This window comes from Chryseobacterium urinae, from assembly GCF_030518295.1.
Classification (GTDB): domain Bacteria; phylum Bacteroidota; class Bacteroidia; order Flavobacteriales; family Weeksellaceae; genus Chryseobacterium; species Chryseobacterium mucoviscidosis.
The window spans coordinates 1-23255 of the sequence record NZ_JAULSJ010000023.1 but is presented as its reverse complement, the minus strand read 5'-3'; the positions used below and the strand labels follow the sequence as shown (position 1 = coordinate 23255).

Annotated in this window: 25 protein-coding genes; 9 read left to right on the top strand and 16 right to left on the bottom strand. The window is 35.7% G+C overall.

Annotated features, from left to right (window positions below; genetic code table 11):
• Positions 1 to 19: 19 nt before the first annotated feature.
• The 4 genes from QWT87_RS14485 to QWT87_RS14470 all read left to right on the top strand — a co-directional run bounded on the left by QWT87_RS14485 (position 20) and on the right by QWT87_RS14470 (position 3134).
• Positions 20 to 625 carry a hypothetical protein gene (locus QWT87_RS14485; RefSeq protein ID WP_087705942.1) on the top strand — a complete coding sequence of 202 codons (606 nt, stop codon included), beginning with the start codon at positions 20 to 22 and terminating at the stop codon, positions 623 to 625.
• An 18-nt stretch (positions 626 to 643) separates the two neighbouring features.
• The gene (locus QWT87_RS14480) at positions 644 to 1159 is read left to right on the top strand and encodes a hypothetical protein (protein WP_087705944.1); all 516 of its coding nucleotides are present in this window, start codon (positions 644 to 646) and stop codon (positions 1157 to 1159) included.
• Positions 1160 to 1349: 190 nt separating this feature from the next.
• A complete protein-coding gene (tyrS, locus tag QWT87_RS14475) occupies positions 1350 to 2549 on the top strand; it encodes a tyrosine--tRNA ligase (RefSeq protein ID WP_302716754.1) in 1200 nt (399 codons plus the stop codon).
• Positions 2550 to 2612: 63 nt separating this feature from the next.
• Entirely contained in the window at positions 2613 to 3134 is a 522-nt protein-coding gene (locus QWT87_RS14470) for a 3'-5' exonuclease (RefSeq protein ID WP_302716752.1), read from the top strand.
• Positions 3135 to 3161: 27 nt separating this feature from the next.
• Here QWT87_RS14470 and QWT87_RS14465 read toward each other — a convergent pair whose 3' ends face one another.
• The 4 genes from QWT87_RS14465 to panD all read right to left on the bottom strand — a co-directional run bounded on the left by QWT87_RS14465 (position 3162) and on the right by panD (position 5991).
• Positions 3162 to 3836 (bottom strand): TerD family protein, encoded by a 675-nt coding sequence (locus QWT87_RS14465; RefSeq protein WP_302716750.1) that lies wholly within the window; start codon positions 3834 to 3836, stop codon positions 3162 to 3164.
• Positions 3837 to 3838: 2 nt separating this feature from the next.
• Positions 3839 to 4414 carry a TerD family protein gene (locus QWT87_RS14460; RefSeq protein WP_076396075.1) on the bottom strand — a complete coding sequence of 192 codons (576 nt, stop codon included), beginning with the start codon at positions 4412 to 4414 and terminating at the stop codon, positions 3839 to 3841.
• A gap of 193 nt (positions 4415 to 4607) precedes the next feature.
• A complete protein-coding gene (locus tag QWT87_RS14455; RefSeq protein WP_302716746.1) occupies positions 4608 to 5636 on the bottom strand; it encodes a lysylphosphatidylglycerol synthase transmembrane domain-containing protein in 1029 nt (342 codons plus the stop codon).
• 4 nt (positions 5637 to 5640) lie between these two features.
• The gene (gene panD / locus QWT87_RS14450; protein ID WP_055984500.1) at positions 5641 to 5991 is read right to left on the bottom strand and encodes an aspartate 1-decarboxylase; all 351 of its coding nucleotides are present in this window, start codon (positions 5989 to 5991) and stop codon (positions 5641 to 5643) included.
• A gap of 399 nt (positions 5992 to 6390) precedes the next feature.
• On the opposite strand from panD, the gene QWT87_RS14445 reads away from it, so the two are divergent.
• Entirely contained in the window at positions 6391 to 6702 is a 312-nt protein-coding gene (locus tag QWT87_RS14445) for an HU family DNA-binding protein (RefSeq protein ID WP_087705953.1), read from the top strand.
• A 71-nt stretch (positions 6703 to 6773) separates the two neighbouring features.
• Here the strand turns inward: QWT87_RS14445 and pdxH are convergent, their stop codons facing one another.
• Complete coding sequence (gene pdxH, locus QWT87_RS14440) at positions 6774 to 7418, bottom strand: pyridoxamine 5'-phosphate oxidase (protein ID WP_302716743.1); 645 nt, start codon at positions 7416 to 7418, stop codon at positions 6774 to 6776.
• A gap of 24 nt (positions 7419 to 7442) precedes the next feature.
• Here pdxH and QWT87_RS14435 point away from each other — a divergent pair, with 24 nt between their 5' ends.
• Complete coding sequence (locus QWT87_RS14435) at positions 7443 to 7991, top strand: YqgE/AlgH family protein (protein ID WP_302716741.1); 549 nt, start codon at positions 7443 to 7445, stop codon at positions 7989 to 7991.
• Positions 7992 to 8101: 110 nt separating this feature from the next.
• Entirely contained in the window at positions 8102 to 8683 is a 582-nt protein-coding gene (locus QWT87_RS14430) for an N-acetylmuramoyl-L-alanine amidase family protein (RefSeq protein WP_302716739.1), read from the top strand.
• Positions 8684 to 8772: 89 nt separating this feature from the next.
• Here the strand turns inward: QWT87_RS14430 and QWT87_RS14425 are convergent, their stop codons facing one another.
• From QWT87_RS14425 to QWT87_RS14385, 9 genes are all read right to left on the bottom strand, one after another.
• Positions 8773 to 9582, bottom strand: a complete 810-nt coding sequence (locus QWT87_RS14425) for an aminotransferase class IV (RefSeq protein WP_302716737.1) — start codon at positions 9580 to 9582, stop codon at positions 8773 to 8775.
• An 81-nt stretch (positions 9583 to 9663) separates the two neighbouring features.
• Positions 9664 to 10050: an START-like domain-containing protein gene (locus tag QWT87_RS14420; RefSeq protein ID WP_076396089.1), complete on the bottom strand. Its 387-nt coding sequence runs from the start codon at positions 10048 to 10050 to the stop codon at positions 9664 to 9666.
• Positions 10051 to 10234: 184 nt separating this feature from the next.
• The gene (locus QWT87_RS14415; protein ID WP_302716811.1) at positions 10235 to 11413 is read right to left on the bottom strand and encodes an aspartate aminotransferase family protein; all 1179 of its coding nucleotides are present in this window, start codon (positions 11411 to 11413) and stop codon (positions 10235 to 10237) included.
• A gap of 447 nt (positions 11414 to 11860) precedes the next feature.
• Complete coding sequence (locus tag QWT87_RS14410) at positions 11861 to 13600, bottom strand: OstA-like protein (RefSeq protein WP_302716734.1); 1740 nt, start codon at positions 13598 to 13600, stop codon at positions 11861 to 11863.
• A gap of 7 nt (positions 13601 to 13607) precedes the next feature.
• On the bottom strand, positions 13608 to 14081 hold the full coding sequence (locus QWT87_RS14405) for a Fur family transcriptional regulator (RefSeq protein ID WP_076396095.1): 474 nt from the start codon (positions 14079 to 14081) through the stop codon (positions 13608 to 13610).
• A gap of 67 nt (positions 14082 to 14148) precedes the next feature.
• Complete coding sequence (locus tag QWT87_RS14400) at positions 14149 to 16143, bottom strand: KUP/HAK/KT family potassium transporter (RefSeq protein WP_302716728.1); 1995 nt, start codon at positions 16141 to 16143, stop codon at positions 14149 to 14151.
• A 123-nt stretch (positions 16144 to 16266) separates the two neighbouring features.
• Positions 16267 to 17247 (bottom strand): pyruvate dehydrogenase complex E1 component subunit beta, encoded by a 981-nt coding sequence (locus QWT87_RS14395; RefSeq protein ID WP_302716727.1) that lies wholly within the window; start codon positions 17245 to 17247, stop codon positions 16267 to 16269.
• Between the two features lie 109 nt (positions 17248 to 17356).
• Positions 17357 to 17773: a DUF2147 domain-containing protein gene (locus QWT87_RS14390; protein ID WP_087705966.1), complete on the bottom strand. Its 417-nt coding sequence runs from the start codon at positions 17771 to 17773 to the stop codon at positions 17357 to 17359.
• A 207-nt stretch (positions 17774 to 17980) separates the two neighbouring features.
• Positions 17981 to 19912: an LTA synthase family protein gene (locus tag QWT87_RS14385; RefSeq protein WP_302716724.1), complete on the bottom strand. Its 1932-nt coding sequence runs from the start codon at positions 19910 to 19912 to the stop codon at positions 17981 to 17983.
• Between the two features lie 125 nt (positions 19913 to 20037).
• Between QWT87_RS14385 and QWT87_RS14380 the strand changes: the two genes are divergently transcribed.
• Both QWT87_RS14380 and QWT87_RS14375 read left to right on the top strand, forming a co-directional pair.
• Positions 20038 to 20778, top strand: coding sequence for a CDP-alcohol phosphatidyltransferase family protein (locus QWT87_RS14380; RefSeq protein ID WP_302716722.1), 741 nt, complete (start codon positions 20038 to 20040; stop codon positions 20776 to 20778).
• A 74-nt stretch (positions 20779 to 20852) separates the two neighbouring features.
• Positions 20853 to 21617, top strand: a complete 765-nt coding sequence (locus QWT87_RS14375) for a 3'-5' exonuclease (protein ID WP_302716720.1) — start codon at positions 20853 to 20855, stop codon at positions 21615 to 21617.
• A gap of 293 nt (positions 21618 to 21910) precedes the next feature.
• Here QWT87_RS14375 and QWT87_RS14370 read toward each other — a convergent pair whose 3' ends face one another.
• Both QWT87_RS14370 and QWT87_RS14365 read right to left on the bottom strand, forming a co-directional pair.
• Positions 21911 to 22291 carry a hypothetical protein gene (locus QWT87_RS14370; protein WP_214588798.1) on the bottom strand — a complete coding sequence of 127 codons (381 nt, stop codon included), beginning with the start codon at positions 22289 to 22291 and terminating at the stop codon, positions 21911 to 21913.
• A partial coding sequence (locus tag QWT87_RS14365; RefSeq protein WP_302716718.1) for an RHS repeat-associated core domain-containing protein occupies positions 22291 to 23255 on the bottom strand: 965 nt, incomplete at its 5' end. The genes QWT87_RS14370 and QWT87_RS14365, both read right to left, overlap by 1 nt.

Genomic DNA, 23255 nt, shown 5'->3' with positions numbered 1-23255 from the left:
TAAGGCAATACATAAGATTATGGCAGAAAAACTTTATTTCATCAAAAACAATCCTGTTGCCGCAAAGATCAATCTGTACAACAAACTCTGCCGCGAAGAAGAAACTGCGCTTCAGTTTTTAAAAAAAGATCAGAAAACAAGTTTTGAGCTTATAAAAAAGAAAGTTCAGGAGAATGCAGAAAATCTTAATAAAGAAGAAGTGGAAGATATTTTCAATTGGTTTGCATCAGAATACACTTCCGATCCTGAAGAAATGAAAACCCAGCTTTTCGTACACGGATTTGATATTTTTTATGAAATAAATGATTCTTTACAAGTTGAAAATTTTAACCAAATTCTTTCAGATTATGAAAAATATTCAATGCAACATTTAGGGTACAAATGCAAAGCGGAAGATTTCAACCGTTTTCTGATCTACGGAATATTTTTTACAGGATTAGTAGATCAGAAAAATGAAAATTATCTGTCGGATTATTTACAATTAAATCATAAAGATCTGTATTCTTTGGCAGAACAGGAATTTCATGCAAAAAATAACGATTTTTCCCATGAAAAAAACTATCCTGATTTTGAAAAGCTGTATGACTGTACAAAGTTTTATAAAGGTTATATCATGAAACTTTAAAAACGATTAATAATTCAAATGAGAAATAACCAAAAAATAATCCAATCGGATGAATTGGATATGCTTTTGATCCTTCTTCCTTCCGGATGGAGTGAATTTCTGCTTTACATTCATGGAAGAAGTTTTAATTATGTAATTACTCATGTTTTTAACAATCCTTATTCAGAAATCATGTATGCCGTTCTGGATCTGATACAAGACAAATGGGAAACTGAATTTATCTGGTACAACGAACCGGGAGGATGTAAATTTGAAATAAAACGAATAAAGGATAAACAGCATAAAGCCATTATTTCTATATATTATTTTGAAGAATCTTACGGAGGACAGTTGAATTTTAAACTGGAAACTCAGTTCGAAGTTAAAATAAAACAATTTGTTTTGCTTTGTTACCTTCAACTGAAAAAGACTTATTTACTGCTTAATGATAAAGAATTTTCAGAAAAAAGAAGCGGTGCCTTTCTTGTACAGAATTTCCATGACTTTGAAAGAAAAGTCGAAGATTTTCTGAAGAAAAAACAAATGATCTTTTAATAAAATTCTATATTTGCATTCATGAAGCACTTAAACAACATATTGCGTCTTCCTTTTTTCAGCAATTATTATTACCCGGATAACCGTTCGGGAAGACTTCTATAACCATATTCAGTAGAAATTTAATCTAAAAATATCATAGAACCCGGACAGTTTTGTTCGGGTTTTTTCATGCTTAAAAATTAAAAATATGATCAGAAAATTAAAAGAAAATGTAGAAATCATTCTGCCGGAAAACGGACTGGAAGAGAAAATTCAGCAAGCCGAAAAAGAAAACAGAAAGCTAATCATCAAACTGGGTTTTGATCCCACTGCTCCGGATCTGCATCTTGGACACGCAGTTGTTTTGAAAAAACTGAAACAATTTCAGGATCTGGGACATCAGATTGTAATCATTGTCGGAAGTTTTACCGCAAGAATCGGCGATCCAACAGGAAAAAACAAGGCGAGAAAACCTTTAACCGCTGAAGAAGTTCATCATAATGCGGAAACGTACATCAGTCAGCTCTCAAAAGTTATTGATATGGAAAAAACAAAAATTTTCTTTAATTCGGAATGGCTGGATGCGCTGAATTTTTCGGAAATGATCCAACTGATGTCGAAAGTGACGGTTGCGCAACTGATGCACAGAAATGATTTCAATAAAAGGTTTTCAGAAAATACACCTATTGCAATGCATGAACTGGTGTACCCTGTTTTGCAGGGATTTGATTCTGTACAAATTGAATGTGACATTGAAATGGGCGGAACCGACCAGCTTTTTAACTGTACGATGGGACGACAATTACAGGAAAGTCACGGAAAATCTCCGCAGATTGTGATGTGTATGCCTTTGCTGAAAGGGCTTGACGGAAAAGAAAAAATGAGCAAATCCCTGAATAACATCATCGGATTAACCGACGAGCCGAATGAAATGTTCGGGAAAACGATGTCGATTCCAGATTCTTTAATTGATGAATTTATTGAGCTCACCACTGATTTTTCTCCAGAAGAGAAGAAAAGTTTAAAGCAAAATATCGTAAACGGTGAAAATCCAATGAATATTAAAAAGCTGATCGCTAAAAATATCATCACACAATATCATAACGCAGAATCGGCTGAAAATGCAGAGTTGTTTTTTATGAATCAGTTCCAGAGTAAAAATTTTGAAGAAAAAGTTTTTGAACCGGTCTTCATTGACTCTCTCCACCATATTCAGCATAAAATGACTTTAACAGAATTATGCCATCAACTGAAAAGTAACGAAAGCAAATCTTTCATCCGAAGACTGATTGAAAACGGTGGAATTCAGATCAATAATATAAAAATGACCGATCCGAATGAAGAAATTAAATTAGAGAAAGGAATAAAAATTAAGATCGGCAAAAGAAGTTTTTTTGAACTTTTGTAAATATTTAATTTCCGAAGGCAATTTTCTATATATTCGTTTCTTTAAAATTTAAAATACAATTGCATGAGTTATATTATGGTCGATATAGAATCAGACGGACCGATTCCGGGCGATTTTTCAATGGTCTGTTTTGGAGCCGTTTTAGTGGATGAAAATCTGGAAACCACCTTTTACGGAAAACTGAAACCTATTTCAGAGAAATTCAATCCGGATGCATTGGCAGTTTCCGGTTTAACGCGGGAAGAAACAATGGATTTTGATGATCCCAAAGAAGTGATGCTGAAATTTGAAGAATGGATTAAAGAAAATTCTAAAGGAAGACCTGTTTTCATCAGTGATAATAACGGCTTCGATTGGATGTTTATCTGCTGGTATTTTCACCATTTCATCGGGAGAAATCCATTCGGTTTTTCCTCCAGAAGACTTGCGGATCTGTATTGCGGACTGGAAAAAGACACTTTTGCCCAGTGGAAACATTTACGAAAAACAGAACACACCCATCATCCGGTTGATGATGCACGAGGAAATGCAGAAGTTTTGCTGTATATGAAAAAGGAAATGGGACTGAAAATCGGATTGAAATAAAAAAGTATGCATTTTCAGCATACTTTTTTACTTATAGGTGTAAGGCACCAAAACCTCAATAAAATTATCCGTCCGGTGCGGTTCTCCGATGGCGCGGAATTTCCAGTCGCCGTTGTGGCGGTAAACTTCTGCAAAAACCATAGAACACATTCCGTTCATATCTGCATCGCCGGAAAGACTGAATTTTGTAATTTCTCTTCCTCTTGCATCTACCGCGCGGATAAATGCATTTTCTATCATTCCGAAATGCTGCCTGTTAAACAATCCCTGGTAAATTGAAACCACGAAAACGATTTTCTGATAACGTTCATCCAACTGATCCAGCAACACAATAATCTGTTCGTCGTCGCCATCTCCGGCTCCGGTTCTGTTATCTCCGGTGAGCCATATTTTTCCGCTCGGATGCCGCATCGCATTAAAGTAGATAACATCACTTTTGTACAAAGCGATCTCTCTTCCGTTTCTTCCGGGAACCGTCATTCCGAGATCTGCTACTTTTCCGTTTTTATCTAAAAGAAAAGCGATGGCATCAAGATCATATTCCGGACCATCGCTGACCCCAAACAGACGGTTGAAAAAATTTCCGGATCTTCGAACATCCCAACCCAGACCTATGGTTACTGAGGAAAGATCATACGCATCTTCTCCATGTTCATTTTTGCGGAGGTTAATCGTCTGACCTTTTTGTAAGTTGATTGCCATATCTATTTAATGATTTGTCCTTTGTAATATTTTTCAAGGAAAAAGCCCAGATCTGCTCTGTAGCCGATTCCCGAAGCTTCAAACTTCCAGCTTCCGCCACGTTTGTACAGTCTTCCGAATTCTATTCCTGTTTCGATGGAAAAATCTTCGTCCAGTTCATATTTGGCAATTTCCATATTCGTGTTATTGTCAACAATTCTGATGTACGAATTTCTCACCTGTCCGAAATTCTGCTTTCTCCTTTCAAAATCTTCGATGGTAACGACAAAGAGAATTTCCTGCACTCTTTCATCTACTTTTTCAAGATCAATAATGATGGATTCATCATCATCTCCGTCGCTGTTTTTTCCGCTTGGGTCATCACCTGTATGCGTGAGTGCGCCATCGGGCGAACTCAGATTATTATAAAAAACAAAATATTCTTCACTTACGAGTTTTCGTTCCGCATCAATCATAATTGCGGAGGCATCAAGGTCAAAATCATATCCCATTCCTTCATTTGGATCCCATCCGAGACCGATGGTCATTTTTGTAAATCCAAGATCAATTCTTTGCCCTTTCTGTAAATTAATTGCCATAATAATGCTATGTGTTTTATGTATTGTTTATCGAAGTTATGGCGGTTTTAGGAAATTTCCAAAATATTTTGTGACAAAAAATTATGTAAATTGCAAAACATAAAATTTTGAAATTCAGTAAAATTAAGAGCTAAAAAAATCCGATCGCCATGACCGGATTTTATATTTTCGAAAGATTTAATTAAAAGATAAATTATTCTGTAAATTCTTTTTCTGCAACAATATTATTTCTTGCTTTTGCCAGCATCGGAATTGAGATTAATCCCATGACCAACATGATGCAGATCTGCAAAGGCAATGAAATGAAAGAATACGTTAAACCAACCTCTCCTCCAAGCTCACCGCTTTTCCCCATGGATATAAATAAAGCCATAAAACCATATTTCATTGCGAGATTAAAAGCTCCGATTCCTCCACTTGCGGGGATAATCATTCCGAATGTTCCCACTACAAGAATTAGAAATCCGTCATCAAAAGTGAAGTCGGAAGTTTCCGGCAACGCAAAACAGACCAAATAGGCGGCAAAATAATAGGAAACCCAGATTCCTAAAGTATAAAGAATGAATTTTCCTTTTTGCTTTAATTTGAATACAGATGTTAAACCGTCGAGTATTCCGTCTATAAATTTGATAATCTTATCTAAAACAGGAACATTGGCGAGTCTTTTTTTGAACATAAAAAATAAAACCGCACCGAGCAATAAAACTCCTATGATGAAAAAGATTTTATTCGGATTGAAATCGGCTCCCGAACTTTCATAAACCGATGAAATTACATCTCCTTTAAAGATCAAAGTTAAGCCTAAAAAGCAAAGCATACAGACTAAGTCTACTACTCTTTCCAGAATAATTGTCCCGAAAGACTGGTCTACCGGAATTCTTTCCACTCCGTACAAAGCAGTTGCTCTTGCCACTTCTCCACTTCTTGGAATTGTTAGGTTCATAAGATATCCAAAAGAAATCGACCATAGAGAATTGGAGTTTGAAATTTGGTGTCCCATTGGTTCCAGCATCAGATTCCAGCGGATTGCCCGAAACCAGTATGCTGCAATACCAAAACAAGCCGCAAACAGAACCCACCAATAATTTGCCTTTGATAAAGATTTCTGGATCACTTTAAAATCCAGACCTTTTAGGGCAAACCATAAAAAAAAGCCTGCAAAAGCAAGCGAGATCACTATTGTAAGAATGGATTTCAGAGGATTTTTTGATTTTTTCTCCATCCGGTTACGTCAAAAGGTTTGTTTTTTCGTCCGGGAAAACAATTTTTGGCTGGAAAGTCTGTGCTTCTTCCGGAGTCATCTGTGCATAAGCAATGATAATAATGATATCATCTCTCTGTACTTTTCTCGCTGCAGGACCGTTAAGACAAACTTCTCCCGATTTTCTTTTTCCTTTGATCACGTAAGTGTCGAAACGCTCTCCGTTATTCACATTCACGATATAAACCCTTTCTCCCACTACCAAACCAGCCGCTTCAATAAGGTCTTCATCTATTGTAATACTTCCAATATAATTAAGGTCAGAAGCCGTAACTCTCACCCTGTGAATCTTAGACTTAAAAACTTCTATTAACATGGTGCAAATTTATTAATAATAATTTACAAAACCGCCTTTTATAATGAATTTAAAACTCACAGAATGCCAGTACTTTAATTTAATTAAACATAATTTTTGAAGATTTTATTTACAGAATTTACAAACATATCCTAAAAACGATCAATACTTATTACAAAATTCAGGATTTAATAAATGTAAAAAATAATATTAAATTTTTAGTAAAGTCAATATACATAAGCATTTGGCATGATTTTAGTAACGTGTAACGTAGATTTTTCGTAAAAAGCTGAATTATCATATTTTAACTATTTTTACGTAAAATCAAAAAATTTATTTATTTTTTTGCAAAAAAATTGCACATATAGAAAATAGTATTATATTTGCTACTAATACGAACTAACTTTAATATTAAAAATTATGAACAAGTCTGAATTAATCGACGCAATCGCAAAAGATGCCGGCATCACTAAAGTTGCAGCTAAAGCTGCTTTAGAATCATTTATTTCTAATGTAATGACTACGCTAAAGAAAAAAGACGGAAAAGTTTCTTTAGTAGGGTTTGGAACTTTCTCTGTAGCTGAAAGAGCAGCAAGACAGGGAATTAATCCTGCAACTAAAAAGCCAATTAACATCGAAGCTAAAACTGTTGCTAAATTCAAAGCGGGTGCAGATCTTTCTGCTGCTGTTGCTTCAGCAAACGCTCCTGCTCCAAGTAAAAAGAAAAAATAATCTTTGAAAGATTAAAGAAAAAAATAAAACCTCATCGTAAGATGAGGTTTTCTTATTGATATATCAGCTATTTAGGGAGCTAATCTTGCTATTTTCCAATCGAGACCATCAACCAATTCATATACAATTCTATCGTGAAGCCGGTTAGGTCTCCCTTGCCAGAATTCTATTTCGTAAGGTTTTGCAATATAACCGCCCCAGTTTTCAGGTCTTGGAACTTCTGCATTTTCGTATTTTTCTTCCAGCTCTTTAAGCTTTTTTTCTAAAAATTCACGGTTGGGAATTTCTTGACTTTGCGGAGAAACCACGGCTCCCAACTGACTTCCTTTCGGTCTGGAATGAAAATATCCGTCACTCAGGTTTTCTGCGATGCGTTCCAGATCAGCTTTAATAATGATCTGCCTTTCCAGATTTGGCCAGAAAAAATGGAGACAGGCTTTGTGCGTTCTTTCTATAGATTTTCCTTTTCTGCTGTCATAATTCGTATAAAAAATAAATCCTTCATGTGTATACGCTTTTAACAACACCATTCTTGTAAGCGGACAGCCGTCTTCTTCTACCGTAGAAATAGCCATTGCATTGGCTTCCGAGATGCTAGGATTTTCGCTGGCTTCCAGAAACCAGTCGCGAAACTGTTCGATGGGATTTTGTTTTATCTCACTTTCAATAAGTTGGGATTTCTCGTACACTTTTCTTTTGTCGTGCAGGTTTTCCATAAATATTTTTTATTAAATTTGAGTATGAATTACTCTTACAAAGGTAAAATATTAATTTCCACACCCGACATTTCCGGCGATATTTTTTCCAGATCTGTTGTTTTGATTATTGAACATAATGATAACGGTGCATTTGGTTTAATATTAAATAAGAAAAACAGCCAGATGAGCAGTAAATTCAAAGATTTTTTTGATTTTAAGATTGAAGTTTATGATGGCGGTCCTGTAGAAAACGACAAGGTTTTCTTCATCGTAAAAGGAAAAAAAGTAACCGAAATTTATACAGAAATCACCCCTGAATTTTATCTTACGGAAGACATTGAAAACATCATCAGTGCTGTTCTGAACGGTGAACTGGAAATCAATAACGTGAAAATATTTTCCGGCTATTCCGGATGGACAGCTTTGCAGCTTGATGGGGAAATCCAGAGAAAACTCTGGACGGTAGTAGATGTTTATAACCTTGATTATACTTTGCCCAATGATCAGACGCTCTGGAAATCGATCATGCAGAATCTGGGCGGAGAATATCTTTTATGGGCAAATTCTCCTGAAGACATTTCTTTGAATTAACGGAAAAGGATTTATTAACATTGCGTTAATATTTAACAAACTTTAAGAAAACGTTAAGCAATTTTAAGCAAAGAAATTCCGTTATTTGTTAAACCAAAAATCTCTGTGATATGAAAGGAACAAAACTATTTGTAATATCCGTTTTTTCCACCGCATTTCTATCTTTCACTCCCTTTGATAAAAAACTGATCATTGTTGATGCAGGACATGGCGGAAATGATATGGGAGCCAACAGATACGGAATTTATGAAAAGGATATTGTTCTGAACATCGGAAAAGAGATTCAAAAATTCAATAATTCTCAGGATCAATACGAGGTAATTTTAACGAGAGATAACGATACGTACAGTCAGTTATCAGACAGAACAGCTCTTATCAATAAGCTGAACCCCGAAATGGTTATTTCACTTCACGTAAACAGCAGTCCGAAGCCTGAATCTACTGAACAGGGAGCTGAACTCTACACGCAGAATACCGAGGGTTCAAAAAAGCTTGCTTACCGAATTTCAAAGAAATTCAACACGTTAAAAATTGAAGAAAAAAATCTTCATATTTTAAGAGAATCTAAAGCTCCGACCGTTTTAATGGAACTCGGATATATCAATAATACAAAAGACCGAGAATATCTGACCAGCGAGAAAGGTCAGAAAGAAATTGCGCAGAAATTTTCTGAAATTTTCAGAGAATACTAAATAAAGATACAAATTTTGATTCATTCAGAATAAAACCCGGTAAAGGACTTTCGGAACTTTGTTGTTTACCGGGTTTGTCAATTTTCATATTAAAAACTTTCTTTCCAGCTTTTAATCAGTTCAGAAAACTTGTGATTTCCGAAAGTTTTATTTCTTATTTTCCCCACAGAAAATATCCCTTTTTCATCTGAAATCAGTAAAATTTCTTCGGCTTTCTGAGACTCAAACGCGATGATCTCGTGTTCCTGTATGTCTGCAAGGTTATTTTTATGCAAAAACGTTACAAAATTTTCCATAAGCGGCGAAATGTAGGCTCCTTCCGTCTGTTTCGGAATTTTGATAACATCGCCTTCCAAAAACAAAAGATTCCCGAAAGTTGTACGTGCAATTCTTTTATTCGGGTTTAAAAGGATAACGTCATCAAGGTCATTTTCCTGTGCGTAAATCCCTCCGTAAATATTTTCCGGACTGTGAACTCTTATGTTGCTTAAAAGGTTGTTATTAACGTTTATTTCCTTAATCAGATCCAGTTCAAGATTTCTTTCGTGCAGCGCTAGTACATCTTCAGTCTCGGCAATCTCATAAAAATACGAAACTGAGGATTTAGACAAAGTAATTCCGTCTGAATTTCTGAAAACCTGAAAATTTATGATTGCATTCTGAATATTTTTCCCTTCAATAATCTCTTTCTGAAATAATGTCTGAAAAAATTCAAGTGTGTAGGTTAATGGAATATTCAGCCTCATTTTTCTCATGGAAGCCATCAGGAAGAAATAGCATTCTTCATCCATGATTAATTTTCCGTTTCTGATAAAAAAAGAAACCTTCACTGCATCGCCCAAAAGAAAGGCTCTGTTCTTCACGTTGATTTCGTCTGATGTAAAATATTGATTTTCCAATGTAATCTGATTTGTTTATAAAAAAAATAATGAACGATAAATCGTTCATCAGTTTTATTATTCGGCATTGCCTACATTTATTTAGGCAGCTCCTAATTTAATTCTAAGATTTTCGATAAGATTTTCCCAATACATTGCATTTTCTTCCTCATCGCCTTCTTCGCAGAAATCTGTAATATTAAGAGACAAGTCTTCAGTAATATCATCAATGGTGATCGTCATTTCAAAGAAATTTTTGGTTCCTTCGTCTTCCTCCCATCTGAAACGCACAAAACCTTCAGGCTTATATCTGATTAAAGTAGCCTTCTCAGAAGGACCTCCACCCCAACTGAAAAAGAAATCATCACCTTTCTCTGTTACCTCATCTGCAAACCATTCAGACAACCCCTCTGCAGTTGCCAGATATTCGTACAATATCTCTGATAAACAATGCATTGGAAATTCGTAATGGACTTTATGTTTAGCCATATAATCTTTGTTTTAATCGTCCCGCAATATATAAATTAATTTTTTTATTACACAAAAATGTGTTTATTTTTTTACATAATCTTCATGATATTTGTCAGAGATTCTTAAATAGGTGTTTAATTATTATTTTACCATAATCTTTTTGTTTTGTGGTATCAAAAAAAAGCTCTGAAAAAGAGCTTTTTTATTGGTTTTCATTTAATACGTCAAGAATAACTTTGCATCCTTCTTCTATTTCTTCCTTTGAAATGGTAAGCGGCGGAGAGATTCTCAGATATTCATTTCTGTAAAGCTGCCAGAAAACAATGAGGCCTTTTTCCATACATCTTTTGGCTACGTCTAAAGTATATTCGGAAGATCCGAGATTTACAGCCAGCATGAGACCTTTTCCGTTAATGTTCTTTATTTTGGGATGAACCAGAAGACTTCTGTATAATTTCTCTTTTTCTTCCACTTCATTCATCAGACCGCTTTCCAGAACTTCTTTTAAAGTTGCATAACTGGAAGCTGCGATAAGCGGATTTCCTCCAAAGGTCGTAATATGCCCTAATTTCGGAGAATGAGACAGTGTTTCCATAATTTCGCGCGAACTCATAAAAGCACCAACAGGAACTCCTCCTCCCATTCCTTTTCCCATCACAAGAATATCCGGAACAATGCCGAAATGTTCAAAAGAAAAAAGTTTTCCCGTTCTTCCGAATCCCGGCTGAATTTCATCCAGAATTAATAAAGCGCCAACTTCTTCACATCTCTTTTTTAGTTTAATTAAATAATCATCATTAGGAACTAAAAATCCTGCCGCTCCCTGAATGGTTTCTAAAATAACGCAGGCTGTTTTCTCGGTAATTTTATCGAAATCTTTTTCGTTGTTAAATTCAATGAAGGAAACCATTGGCAATAACGGACGAAATTCTCTTTTATGGAACTCATTTCCAGATACACTTAACGCACCGTGTGTATTTCCGTGGTAAGAATTTTTGAAAGAGACAATTTCTTCTCTTCCTGTATATCTTTTTGCCAGCTTAAGACTTCCGTCTATGGCTTCTGCACCGCTGTTTACCAGATAAGTAATTTCTAAAGGATCGGGAGTAGCTTCTGCCAACAGCTTACATAAAGCCACCGGCTTTTCCTGTGCATATTCTCCATAAACCATTACGTGAAGATATTTTTCTGCCTGTTCTTTTATTGCATCTACCACTTTTGGATGGGAATGTCCTAAAGTATTGGCAGAAACTCCTGCTACAAAATCCAGATATCTTCTTCCGTCTTTACCATAAATATAACTTCCTTCCGCCTTCTCTACTTCAAAACCTGCGGCAAACTTTGTCGTCTGAGCCTGATATATAAAAAAATCCTTTTGCATTTCCATTTTCCGAAATTTTAGCAAAACTATAAAAGATTCGGCAAACTCCGAAATGAAACGGACAGAATAAAAAAATTGCCCGCAGAAAACTGCGGGCAATACCACCAAATCACAAAATATTAATATAGTTTCATATATTCTTAGGTAAATATATAGAAAAAAATTAATGAAAATACATATTCAATAAAAAATATTTACATTACATACCAAGATCGCAAATCAATTCAACAAACCATGAGAATTTATCAATTAGAAAACCGAATAACGATAAGGGTTTCCGCTTCACAGATTTTTGAATAAAACATACCTGAAAATTCAAAAAAAATTAAAAAATTATCAGGCAGCTACTATTTTCAGGGCAATTTTGTAAAAATAAATCACCATTTCCTATTTAGAAAATGGTGAATATTTTATAATTAAAAAAAATTCTGTTAAAAAAATGCGAATTTATCGCCTTACACGTTTCGGCTTTTTGGCTTCTTCTTTGGCTTTTTCTTTTTCTACTGCTTCCTGTGCTTTATTATAAAGTGTATTGTCGGCTTCATATTTTACTTCTTCATAATTAGGCGTATCCACAAGAATATCCTGCCATTTGAGAATCCTGTCTTTTGTATTCCAGTTGAAATCCGGAAATTTCCGCCTTTCGGGTTCTATCATACTCATAGGATAGGTATCTGATGCCGCTCCGATATTACAGGCAACAACATACAACATCTTTTCCTCAAAAATAGCATCAATAATACCGCAGGAAGTAAGAGAAATCCCGATTCTTTCCTTTTCCTTCGTCTGCTCGTTTTCATCATCGGAATAAGTAATTGCCTGAGCGTTTCCGATTACTTTTGCTTCTTTGATATTGTTATCTTCTCCATAATAAACCGTCATCAGTTTGCCTTTTACCTGATTAAATTCATCTTTCATATTCAGGGAATCTACTTTGCTGATGGCAAAAGCATTTCCGAGAACTTTCAGAGAATCTATATTTTCTTTTTGGGTATTAAAATAAGCTTCAACTTTATCTCCGGTTACCTGTTTTCCGTTGCTCCAAAGGATTGGATTGGTATACATGTGAAGAACTCCGTCTGTTTCATTGAAAGCAATAGAATCTGCTCTTCCCTGTGCATTGGATTTATAAAAACGTCCTTTTCTGTATGCTCTCAGAAAACTTTTCTTCACCTTGATATCTTCAGGATCCGGTTTTTGAAAAGAAATAATTTTTTCTGCCGCAAAATACATCGAATCTTTTTCCAAAGCTTTTACTGCATACGGATTTTTGGTCATCATGGCAGAATCTTTCTTTTCGTAAATTTCTCCGTAACCTCCTTTTATAAATCTTCTTTCGTTCGGATCATCCAGTGTTACATTTCCTGTCGCCTTTCCGAATCCGGACAATTGGTTGTAATACATTTCGTCTCCGGTAAGGATTTTATCATTGTAATACACTCTGGAGTTTTTGTATAAAAAAGCTTCTTTCGTATTTGTATTGTAATTTCCTTTATCGGTAACGATTCGGTTTTTAGGATTTTTCTTGTTGACAATTGTCGTCGGTCCGTTGATGTTTACGATGTTTGTATTCTGGTTCTGAACTACATTGTCTCCTTCCAGAATATACTGAGCATCTTCTATTTTCACTCTTCCGGAAAGATCGATCGTTCTGGTTGTCAGAAAATAGGTTGCTGTTTTGGAATACGTTGTACTTTTTCCGTCATTAATGGTTCCTCCGGTGTTGTAATATGCCTGATTGGAAAGTCTGTCGTAATACATGATTTCCGTTTTTATCACCGTTCCTTTCGGATCGGTAAGAACTACATTTTTTCGGGCAATTCCTTTTTGTGTATTTCCGTCGTACTCCATTTCATCGGCTGTAATTACTGAACCATCGGCGTTCTGCAGTTTTACATTCCCGATTGCTTTAATGAAATTCTGCTCTTCATACACAATCACAAGATCCGCATTCAGCAAAGAACCCTGATGCGAAAACTGTACGTTTCCCACGAAGTAATTATTCCCGTCGTATTTATCATCCTTTCTTAATTCATCGGAATGGATGTGCTTCACTTTTTCAGCAGGCGGAGCATTTTTTTGAGGAGTCGTGTTGGTAAAATAAGGATCTTTTTGCAGAGGTTTCGGCTGATCCTGTGCAAATAGAAATGTTGAAACAGAAACTAAAAGTAAAACAAATAGCCTCATGAATTGATTAATCATTCTTCGTGCCATAAAAATACAGCGAATGGGAATCAATTTTTACGCCAAATGCCTGTTCAATTGCTTCTTTAATCCCTTGAATTCTCGGATCACAAAACTCGATGATCTCTTCAATTTCCTTATCTGAATCTTTTTTATACACCACCAAATGATCGTGCTGTTTATCAAAATAAGATTTTTCGTAAGAGGAAGAAGTGAGTGTTTTTTCTCCGAACTGATGCTTACGGATGAGTCCTGCATCAAGGAAAATTTCAATTGTATTGTAGATTGTTGCTTTGGAAACATGGTATTTTTTCTGCAACATTAAAAGGTACAGATCATCCACATTGAAGTGATGATCCATACCGTATATTTCTTCGAGTATTGTATATCTTTCAGGCGTGTTTCTGAAACCTTTTTCTAATAAATAGTTTCTTAAAACATCCTTTATCAGCGCAATATTTTTTTCTTTTTGTATCGTATCCATCAAAAAATTTATCTACAAATTTATTGATTTTTATTTAAATACAAATTGTCTTACTGTGTTAAAGAATTTAACCTTTGTGGCGGATAAATTCGCACTGCTCGATTTTGGATTTTCCGACGCAGTCTTCCGTCATAGGTGCAGATTCTACCACAACGTTGTGGGAAGTGATTCCCCATGCTTTAAAGTCGTCGCTTCCGATATATTTAACGAAATTATAAATATTAAGAATGATTTTTTCTTTAACCGTAAGAAGAATATCGTTGATATAGGTATTGTCTATAATCACATACTTCAGATCCGGCGGAATATTATGCGCTCTTAATGAAGGATGGCTGCTTCTTGAGGGAATTGTTCCGTCTGCCATTAGATCTCTGAGAACCATATCAAAATAATCGTTAATTCTTCGGTCTATCTTAAACCCTAACATGAAGTTAATTTTATAGATTGTTCCCGGAAGAACTTCGTCTACCGCATATTTGAAAGTATATGGATCTTCCTGATTGGTAATGCTTAAGATAAAATAATGATCGGCTCTTTTCGGCTGCTTTTTGATGATTGAATAAATAATCTTCGATTCGATCTCATCATTTCTCTTCGCACGGCTTAAGTATGCCAAGTTAGTTGCATATTTAGGAATCGTTTCATCAAGCTTCATGTCTTTAATGATCGGAATATAGGTCTCAAGCTTAATAAATTTGATAAATTTTGTTTTAATAGATCTTCCGTTGTACCATGCATACATACAGATTCCTATAGATCCAGCCAACACGACTGTAATCCATCCTCCTTCCATGAATTTGATTACGTTTGCACTGAAGAAACCTAATTCGATTGCCATGTAAACAAATGCAAAAATAAGGATTAAAACTTTATTGACTCTTTGTTTCAACAGCCAGTATACCAAAAGAATCGTGGTCATTAACATGGTTACCGTGATGGATAAACCGTAAGCTGCTTCCATTTTCCCTGATTCCCTGAAGTGAAGAACCACCACAATACAGAACAATAAAAGCCCCCAGTTAATTCTTGGGATGTACATTTGTCCTTTAACCCCGGAAGGATAATCGATTTTTTGGTTAGGCCATAAATTTAGGGACATTGCTTCAGAGAAAATGGTAAATGATCCTGTTATCAAAGCCTGACTGGCAATAATTGCAGCCGCAGTTGCCAAAATAACGCCCGGAACCACCATCCATTCTTCCATGATACCAAAGAAAGGGTTTACTACCGAAAATCCCGGTTTACCGTAATTGGTTAAAAGCCACGCTCCCTGTCCAAGATAATTCAAGATTAACATCACTTTTACAAATCCCCAGCTTACACGGATATTTTTGGCACCGCAGTGTCCTAAGTCGGAATAAAGCGCTTCCGCTCCTGTAGTACAAAGGAAAACCGCTCCTAAAATTACAATTGCGCTCGGAGAATTGACAATAAGCTTATATGCGTAATACGGATTGAAAGATCTTAAAATTTCAAGATTTTCGCTTAAATGAGATAATCCCAAACCTCCCAAAACCAGAAACCAGATCACCATTACCGGTCCGAAGAATTTCCCGATAAAGCTCGTACCAAACTGCTGAACCACGAAAATAACAATCAGAATCGCGATCGTGATCGGAACAACCGGAGTATCCGGATTATAAATTTCAAGACCTTCGATCGCAGACATTACCGTAAGCGAAGGAGTGATTACCCCATCTGCAATAAGCGCAGCCGCTCCTACAATAGCAATAAGATACAGCCAGCCTTTTTTAAGATTTTTTACCAGAGAAAAAAGTGCTAAAATACCCCCTTCTCCTTTGTTGTCTGCTCTAAGAGCAATGATTACATATTTAATTGTCGTCTGAAGAGTAAGCGTCCAGATAATACAGGACAACGCCCCTTCGATGTACTCATTGAAAGGCATCGTACTTCCTTCCCCTCTTGCGTTAACAATCGCTTTCATTACATAAAGCGGTGAAGTACCGATATCTCCGAAAACAATTCCGAGAGACACTAAAATTCCAATGAAAGAAAGCTTTTTGATGTCAAAATGATGACCGCCTTCTGTAACTTCTGCCATACCAGCTAATTTAATTTTTAAACGCGCAAATTTAAGTCAAATTTACATCTCCATGAATTTTTCTTCATGAATATAATAAATGAAAAAACTTCCTTTCGGAAGTTTTTTTCTATAATCGTCTTATTACTTAACGTACATTGCTTTTTTGATCTCTTCTTTCACTTTTTCAAGTTTCGGGAACCACTCTGCAAATAAAGCCGCAGAGTAAGGAGCAGGAGCATCTGGAGTTGTAATTCTCTTAATTGGAGCATCCAGATAATCGAATGCTTTCTGCTGAACCATATAGGTAATTTCAGACGCCACAGAACCAAATGGCCACGCTTCTTCTAAAACAACCAGTCTGTTTGTCTTTTTAACGGACGCCAAAACAGTATCGTAATCCAAAGGACGAACAGTTCTAAGATCGATAACTTCTACAGAAATACCTTCTTTAGCCAAATCTTCAGCAGCCTGAATAGCCAGCTTCATGATTTTTCCGAAAGAAACCAACGTTACATCAGCACCTTCTCTTTTGATGTCTGCTTTTCCGATTGGTAAATAGTATTCTTCTTCAGGAATTTCCATTTTGTCTCCATACATCTGTTCAGATTCCATGAAAATTACCGGATCGTTATCCTGAATCGCAGTTTTCAACAATCCTTTCGCATCGTAAGGGTTTGAAGGAACTACTACTTTTAATCCCGGACAGTTGGCATACCAGCTTTCGAAAGCCTGAGAGTGTGTTGCTCCCAACTGACCTGCAGAAGCTGTAGGACCACGGAAAACGATTGGGCAGTTCCACTGTCCTCCACTCATCTGGCGGATTTTTGCAGCGTTATTGATAATCTGATCAATCCCCACCAAAGAGAAATTGAAGGTCATAAATTCTACAATCGGTCTGTTACCATTCATTGCAGCTCCCACAGAAATCCCTGCGAAACCAAGCTCAGCAATTGGTGTATCGATTACTCTTTTAGCACCAAATTCATCCAGCATTCCTTTTGAAGCCTTATATGCACCGTTATATTCTGCAACTTCCTCCCCCATTAAATAGATGGATTCGTCTTTACGCATTTCCTCGCTCATTGCCTGTGCAATTACCTCACGAAAAGTATATTCTGCCATATTTATTTGAAAAATTTAGAGTACAAAAGTAGTGTTTTTTTATTATTTACATAACAAAAACGACATTTCATTTAATGAAATGCCGCTTATTAATTTTTATTTGATCCGATTAATTAGCTTTCTGCCAAGTCTGTGATCTTCCGATGAAAGATAAACCAACATATCCTCTTACATTCAGGTTATCACCGCTTCTTGTAATCGTACATTTGTAGGTTTTTCCTGTTTTAGGATCGGTAATGGTTCCTCCTGTAAATTCATCGCCGTCTTTTTTAAGCCCTCTGATGATTTCCATTCCCAGAATAGGCTTGTTTTTTCTGTCGTCTTTACAAGCTGTACAGTTTGGATTAGCCGGCTTTATTAATAGTTGTGAGATTTTGCCAAAGTACTGGTCTCCTTTTTTATAGATCTCAACAATAGATTTAGCCTGTTTTGTTTCATCGTCTATGGTTTTCCATTTTCCTTCAATCTGCGCGAAAGACATTACTCCGAATAATGAAAGTGCGAAGGTCAACAATAATTTTCTCATATTTCTTATAGTTTTAATTTCAATAAAATAATTTCGTTGTCTATTATTGCTAAAAATATAAATTTATTTTAAAACAACAAAAAAATTTATTATCCTACACATAGATTACAAGAGATATACCAAAAATACTTCTGAAACAGTAATAAATTAATAGGTTTAGAAATTAAAATCCCATTCAATAAATCCTGAAAATAAAATAGTTATACTTTAGTTCATTTTTCTGTTTATCACCCGATCCATATAATCCTGATACCATGCTTTTGCTATTTGTTTTCCTTTTTGCGCTTCCGGATCAGATCTCAATTGCTCCATGAGATTTTTTTCCAATCCTAAATCAGCCTTATCAAAGATCCCCACAATTTCTTTTCCATCAAAACGGTAGATGTAATTCCCGATGATAAACTGCTCCACGGTTCCGTCTGAATTGGCAATAATCGGCGAATACTGTCTTTCGCTCACCAGACTTCTGCCCCAGCTTCTGATTTTTTTATGATAACCGATTAAATCTGCAAGCGTAGGATAAATATCAATCTGCTGTGCCAGTTCAGGATTTACACCTTTTAAATTGTATGCAGGATTTGGTGAATAAAAGATTAAAGGCACTGCGAAACGATTCATTGTTTTATCGTATTCGGGATAATAAATTTCGTTGGTATGATCTCCCGTAAAAACAAAGATGGTATTATTGAACCAAGGCTGTTTTTTAGCCGTTTCAAAATACTTTCTGATCGCATAATCCGTATATTGAATTGGTTCATGCATTTGTATTTTTCCTTTTTTAAACTTTCCGCTGTATTTCTCAGGGATTTTAAACGGATGATGTGAAGATGCCGTGAATACGGTTGCCATGAAAGGCTGTTTTTTCCCTGCATTTTTCGCAAAATACTGTAAAAAAGGTTCATCCCAGATTGCCCATATTCCGTCGAAATCTTTATCGTTATTGTATTCTGTCTTTCCAAAATAGTGTTTGAAGCCTAAGATGTTTCCAAAGCCCAAAAATCCCATGGAACCATTCGGAGCGCCGTGATAGAAAGAAGTATCGTATCCCATTTCGTTGCAGACAGAAACAATGGACTGGATTTTCTGGTTGGAATACGGCGAACTTGTAAAAGCGTCCGTTAAACTCGGAATTCCGGCAAGAACGGAACTCATCCCGTGAATCGACTGTCTTCCGTTGGCAAAAGTGTTCGGAAAAATAAGACTCTGTCCCGCCAAACTGTCGATAAACGGAGTGTAAGAAACGTAATCTTTGATATTTTTGTCTTTATTGAATGCTCCTGAATATTCTCTTCCGAAGGATTCTACAATAAAAATAATGATATTTGGTTTTTCTGCGACTTCTCTGTTATATTCTTTATAAGGATGAATGTTCTGTTCAATAAATTTTTCATCTACAAAATGAACTTCCTTAAAATTATTCGTATTTAAAGTTCGGAAAAAAGAAAACGTACTGTTCAAAACGACATTTCCCTGTGCCGGAATTTTTACGAAACGATTGGCGTCTACCAGATTGATCGGTCTTGTGCTGTGTTTAAAATCTCCACGGATCCCGCCAACAGCCAAAACAGCCGTTATGCAAAGCGTTAACAAAGACCAAACAAAATACGGAACCAGTTTTTCTGGTTTGTTTTCCTGAATCTTTACTTTTTTATAAAGAAAAATCCAGAGGATCATCAAACCTATAAATCCGATCAGAACAAAAGGATTCTGAGCAACGGAAGTCGTAAAGACCTTAAAAATATTGCTTTCATGCTGCGCAACCTGCAACGCGGCAGAGGTAAGCCTCATCTGCGAAAACCTGAAATACACCATATCTCCGAAATTCATTGCATAAGCAATTCCGTTGGTGACAAAATACAGCCAGAAAAGAAATGTCTGATAACTTTTTTTAGTATTGATGATGACCGGAATGATGCTCAGAAGAATAAAAAGGGCATTTACATATAAAATCGCCGTTGTATCGAACGCAATCCCATGAAAAGACAAACTGAAATAATCTGAAACAGAATCGATCTTTATTAAGTCTTTATTAAAGTACCAGAATAAAAATCTTGCGATCTGATAGAAAAAATAGGCTAAAAAAATTCTGTACAAAAGCACCAGAACTTCCTGTTTTCTAAATTCTTTAAACAATTTCATGCTGCAAATTTACACTAAATTCGAATTAATTTAATAATATCTCCCTGCAACCGTGTAACACACTGCTATAATTGATGCTCCGTTTAATTAACGCTTTGTTACTTTAATTTATTAATTTTGTGCCTATGAATTTTATTAAAAATAATCTTGCCAATGCCATTACCTTAGGAAATCTGCTTTCCGGATGTATCGGCGCCATTCATCTTATTTCAGGAGATTATCAGACGACTGCCATCTGTATCATGCTTTCTCTGATTCTGGATTTCTTTGATGGTTTTACGGCAAGAGCGTTAAAGGCGAATTCCAATCTCGGGACACAACTGGATTCTTTGGCAGATATGGTGAGCTTCGGACTGGTTCCGGGACTGACGATTGTTGTATCATTACTCGGAATAGATCATAGAAATCCCTTGGAAGCCATAAATTATACACATTTACTCTACAATGGACCTCAATGGGTAACTTATCTTGGTTTTTTAATCACTTTATTTTCCTGTCTTAGACTGGCGATTTTTAATCTTGATGAAGAACAAAAATATTATTTTAAAGGATTAAATACCCCATCAAACACAATTTTAATTTTCGGATTATTTTATGCTAATAAAGAATTGGGAACCTTTGAATTTTTATTTGAAAATCAAATTTATCTTCTTATTCTGACGGCTATTTCTTCATGGCTTTTAATCTCCCCGATAAAAATGATCGCGATGAAATTTAAATCGATGAAACTACAGGATAATTATCCGAAAATAGCTTTACTGGTAGGTTCTGTTATTATTTTAGCTATCTTTAAAACTATCGGAATTCCGCTAGTAATTATTTATTATATTTTAATCTCAATTATATTTCAAAAACAACTAAAATAAATTTATGTGTTGAGTAATGGACGTTTAAATCCATTTTCAAATTACCACATTCTCAAATTTTCAAATTATAAAAAATGAATTTAAAACTACATAAACCGCTTTGCATTTTTGATCTGGAAACCACAGGAACCAACATAGGGAAAGACCGTATTGTTGAAATCTGTATTTTAAAAGTAAATCCTGATTCGTCGAGAGAAAGCAAAACATGGAGGATAAATCCTGAAATGCCGATCCCGAAAGAATGCAGCGAAATCCACGGTATTTATGATGAAGACGTAAAAGATGCGCCAACTTTTAAAGAAATTGCTCCGAAAGTGATGGAAATGATTACGGGTGCGGATTTAGGAGGTTTCAATTCCAACAGATTCGATGTTCCACTGTTAGCGGAAGAGCTGCTTCGTGCCGAGTTTGATTTTGATTTGAATAAATTCAAACTGGTTGATGCGCAGACCATTTTCTTTAAAAAGGAACCCCGAAATCTAGGCGCTGCCTATCAGTTTTATTGCGGAAAAACACTGGAAAACGCCCATTCTGCGGAAGCCGATGTTATGGCAACTTTTGAAGTGCTTGATGCGCAGGTCGGAAAATACGATGATGTACCGAACGAAATCGCAGAATTAAGTACTTTTTCTTCTCAGAATAAATTTGCAGATCTTGCCGGAATGATTCATTTCAACGAAAACGGACAGGAAATTTTTGCTTTCGGAAAATATAAGGGACAAACGGTAAAGTCTGTTTTCCAGAAAGATCTGGGCTATTACGGATGGCTTCAAAACGCTGATTTTCCATTGTACACGAAGAAGGTTTTCACGAAAATCCAATTATCAAGTAAGTTTTAAATGATGCGTGAACTGGTTAAAAAGATGCTTTAATGAGCAACTAATAATGGCTGTTTTATTCCTAAAGAAGTAATTTTGGAAGATAAAACGGAACTTAACAGATCAGATTAATACAACAACTCGAAGAGGAAGACAAGCAAACCATTTTCCGGCTCGTAGAAAAAATACTTACCCATAAAAAGTTTAAAGATTTTTTTGCCAAAAACGCAGCTACGCTTTAAAATACAAAACCCACCGCTTTGCGGTGGGTTCTTTATTGTTGCTCACGGATTATAAATCCGCGAGAGCGGGTATCAGGGCTGTATATAAAGTCCACACATATTTGCGCAATCTGTATAATAAAGCACCCCTTTCATTTTTGAGTTCCAGATTTCTTTTCCGTCAATACTTTGGCTTATAAATTCTCTTTGAGTTTTAGTATAACTTATTTCTTTGGATAAAACAAAATTATATTTTTTTCCAACTTTTATTTTTCCAAAATAATCTTTCTTATTATCACATTCCTTAAAAACAGGAACAATAATCTTCGTTTTTTTATTTTCTAAATGAAGAATATAATTCCATGAGGTAGAATCTATTTTCTTTACAACTGCTGATATAACATCTTCACTTTTATTTGTTTGTGAAAAGCAGCTGATATTAAGAAAACAAATTATAATAGTTAATACTCTCATTATTTCTTTTTTAAGTTTTTATACGTTCCCGAATAACTTCCAATTGGAGTAATCACTCCTGTTTTTATATTTCTTAATGAAAGATTATCGGTTATAGTAACTCTATTACTATCAATAAATGTTCTGCTTGAACTCTGTATTAATTTAAATCCATCGCTGTCTTTATATCGAGGATCAACATAAGCCGCAATATCATGTGCATCATTGTATCCTTTTGCTGATGCTTCTGAGGAAAGCGAAGCAGGGCTTCCTGGAAAAAGGACTGCACCAATGTATGATTCTAAAGCTTCGTGCAAAATATTTGTTCCTGTAGCTGCACCCATAACATTCTCATACTTCCCTAAAATATCCGGATTAACAATATTAGTCGCACGAACTTTCCCTCCATATTCGAAACTACCACGATAAGCACCTCCTTCGTATAAAGGATATTCACTTCCCTCTGCTTCATCGACTCTCATGTCACTATCTGTTCTTAGGGTAACAATGTTGTCGTGATCAATATTTGTAGCATGAAAAAGAAGATTTGATGCATCTGTCTGTTCAGCTCCTTCAATTTTTGTTGCGGTTACTTTTCCATCTTCATCTATAGATAAATTAAGTTGCCCTTGAACGGAAGCCTGTAGTTGTTCAAATGCCTTATCTTTTTCATTTCCAGTAATAATAACATCTTTATTTTGCATTCCATCGGGATCAATAAATCTAATCGGATTATTAAATGCATAGTTGTAAGGACTGTAACGACGCATCTTCTCCGCGAGCGGATCCACGACGCCCCAACGTCCAATATCGGGCATATAAAACCTTGCACCGTAATCATACATGCCGGACTCCGTCTGTAATTCCTTGCCATTGTATTTATACTGGTAACTGCTTCCAAAACTGAAAGAAGTATTGTATCCTTCATGCTTCATCCCAAAAGGATAATAGTTATTTTCTTCAAGAACTTCTGCGCCACTTCCAT

Excerpts from the sequence above, each read along its gene's own strand:
- QWT87_RS14395 (WP_302716727.1), bottom strand. The coding sequence starts at position 17,247 with ATGGCAGAATATACTTTTCGTGAGGTAATTGCACAGGCAATGAGCGAG.
- QWT87_RS14375 (WP_302716720.1), top strand. The coding sequence starts at position 20,853 with ATGAATTTAAAACTACATAAACCGCTTTGCATTTTTGATCTGGAAACC.
- QWT87_RS14400 (WP_302716728.1), bottom strand. The coding sequence starts at position 16,143 with ATGGCAGAAGTTACAGAAGGCGGTCATCATTTTGACATCAAAAAGCTT.
- QWT87_RS14405 (WP_076396095.1), bottom strand. The coding sequence starts at position 14,081 with ATGGATACGATACAAAAAGAAAAAAATATTGCGCTGATAAAGGATGTT.
- QWT87_RS14410 (WP_302716734.1), bottom strand. The coding sequence starts at position 13,600 with ATGAGGCTATTTGTTTTACTTTTAGTTTCTGTTTCAACATTTCTATTT.
- QWT87_RS14480 (WP_087705944.1), top strand. The coding sequence starts at position 644 with ATGAGAAATAACCAAAAAATAATCCAATCGGATGAATTGGATATGCTT.
- QWT87_RS14455 (WP_302716746.1), bottom strand. The coding sequence starts at position 5,636 with ATGGAGAAAAAATCAAAAAATCCTCTGAAATCCATTCTTACAATAGTG.
- QWT87_RS14430 (WP_302716739.1), top strand. The coding sequence starts at position 8,102 with ATGAAAGGAACAAAACTATTTGTAATATCCGTTTTTTCCACCGCATTT.
- QWT87_RS14470 (WP_302716752.1), top strand. The coding sequence starts at position 2,613 with ATGAGTTATATTATGGTCGATATAGAATCAGACGGACCGATTCCGGGC.
- QWT87_RS14370 (WP_214588798.1), bottom strand. The coding sequence starts at position 22,291 with ATGAGAGTATTAACTATTATAATTTGTTTTCTTAATATCAGCTGCTTT.
- tyrS (WP_302716754.1), top strand. The coding sequence starts at position 1,350 with ATGATCAGAAAATTAAAAGAAAATGTAGAAATCATTCTGCCGGAAAAC.
- QWT87_RS14445 (WP_087705953.1), top strand. The coding sequence starts at position 6,391 with ATGAACAAGTCTGAATTAATCGACGCAATCGCAAAAGATGCCGGCATC.
- QWT87_RS14460 (WP_076396075.1), bottom strand. The coding sequence starts at position 4,414 with ATGGCAATTAATTTACAGAAAGGGCAAAGAATTGATCTTGGATTTACA.
- pdxH (WP_302716743.1), bottom strand. The coding sequence starts at position 7,418 with ATGGAAAACCTGCACGACAAAAGAAAAGTGTACGAGAAATCCCAACTT.
- QWT87_RS14380 (WP_302716722.1), top strand. The coding sequence starts at position 20,038 with ATGAATTTTATTAAAAATAATCTTGCCAATGCCATTACCTTAGGAAAT.
- QWT87_RS14385 (WP_302716724.1), bottom strand. The coding sequence starts at position 19,912 with ATGAAATTGTTTAAAGAATTTAGAAAACAGGAAGTTCTGGTGCTTTTG.
- QWT87_RS14465 (WP_302716750.1), bottom strand. The coding sequence starts at position 3,836 with ATGGCAATCAACTTACAAAAAGGTCAGACGATTAACCTCCGCAAAAAT.
- QWT87_RS14390 (WP_087705966.1), bottom strand. The coding sequence starts at position 17,773 with ATGAGAAAATTATTGTTGACCTTCGCACTTTCATTATTCGGAGTAATG.
- QWT87_RS14420 (WP_076396089.1), bottom strand. The coding sequence starts at position 10,050 with ATGGCTAAACATAAAGTCCATTACGAATTTCCAATGCATTGTTTATCA.
- QWT87_RS14435 (WP_302716741.1), top strand. The coding sequence starts at position 7,443 with ATGAATTACTCTTACAAAGGTAAAATATTAATTTCCACACCCGACATT.
- QWT87_RS14415 (WP_302716811.1), bottom strand. The coding sequence starts at position 11,413 with ATGCAAAAGGATTTTTTTATATATCAGGCTCAGACGACAAAGTTTGCC.
- QWT87_RS14485 (WP_087705942.1), top strand. The coding sequence starts at position 20 with ATGGCAGAAAAACTTTATTTCATCAAAAACAATCCTGTTGCCGCAAAG.
- panD (WP_055984500.1), bottom strand. The coding sequence starts at position 5,991 with ATGTTAATAGAAGTTTTTAAGTCTAAGATTCACAGGGTGAGAGTTACG.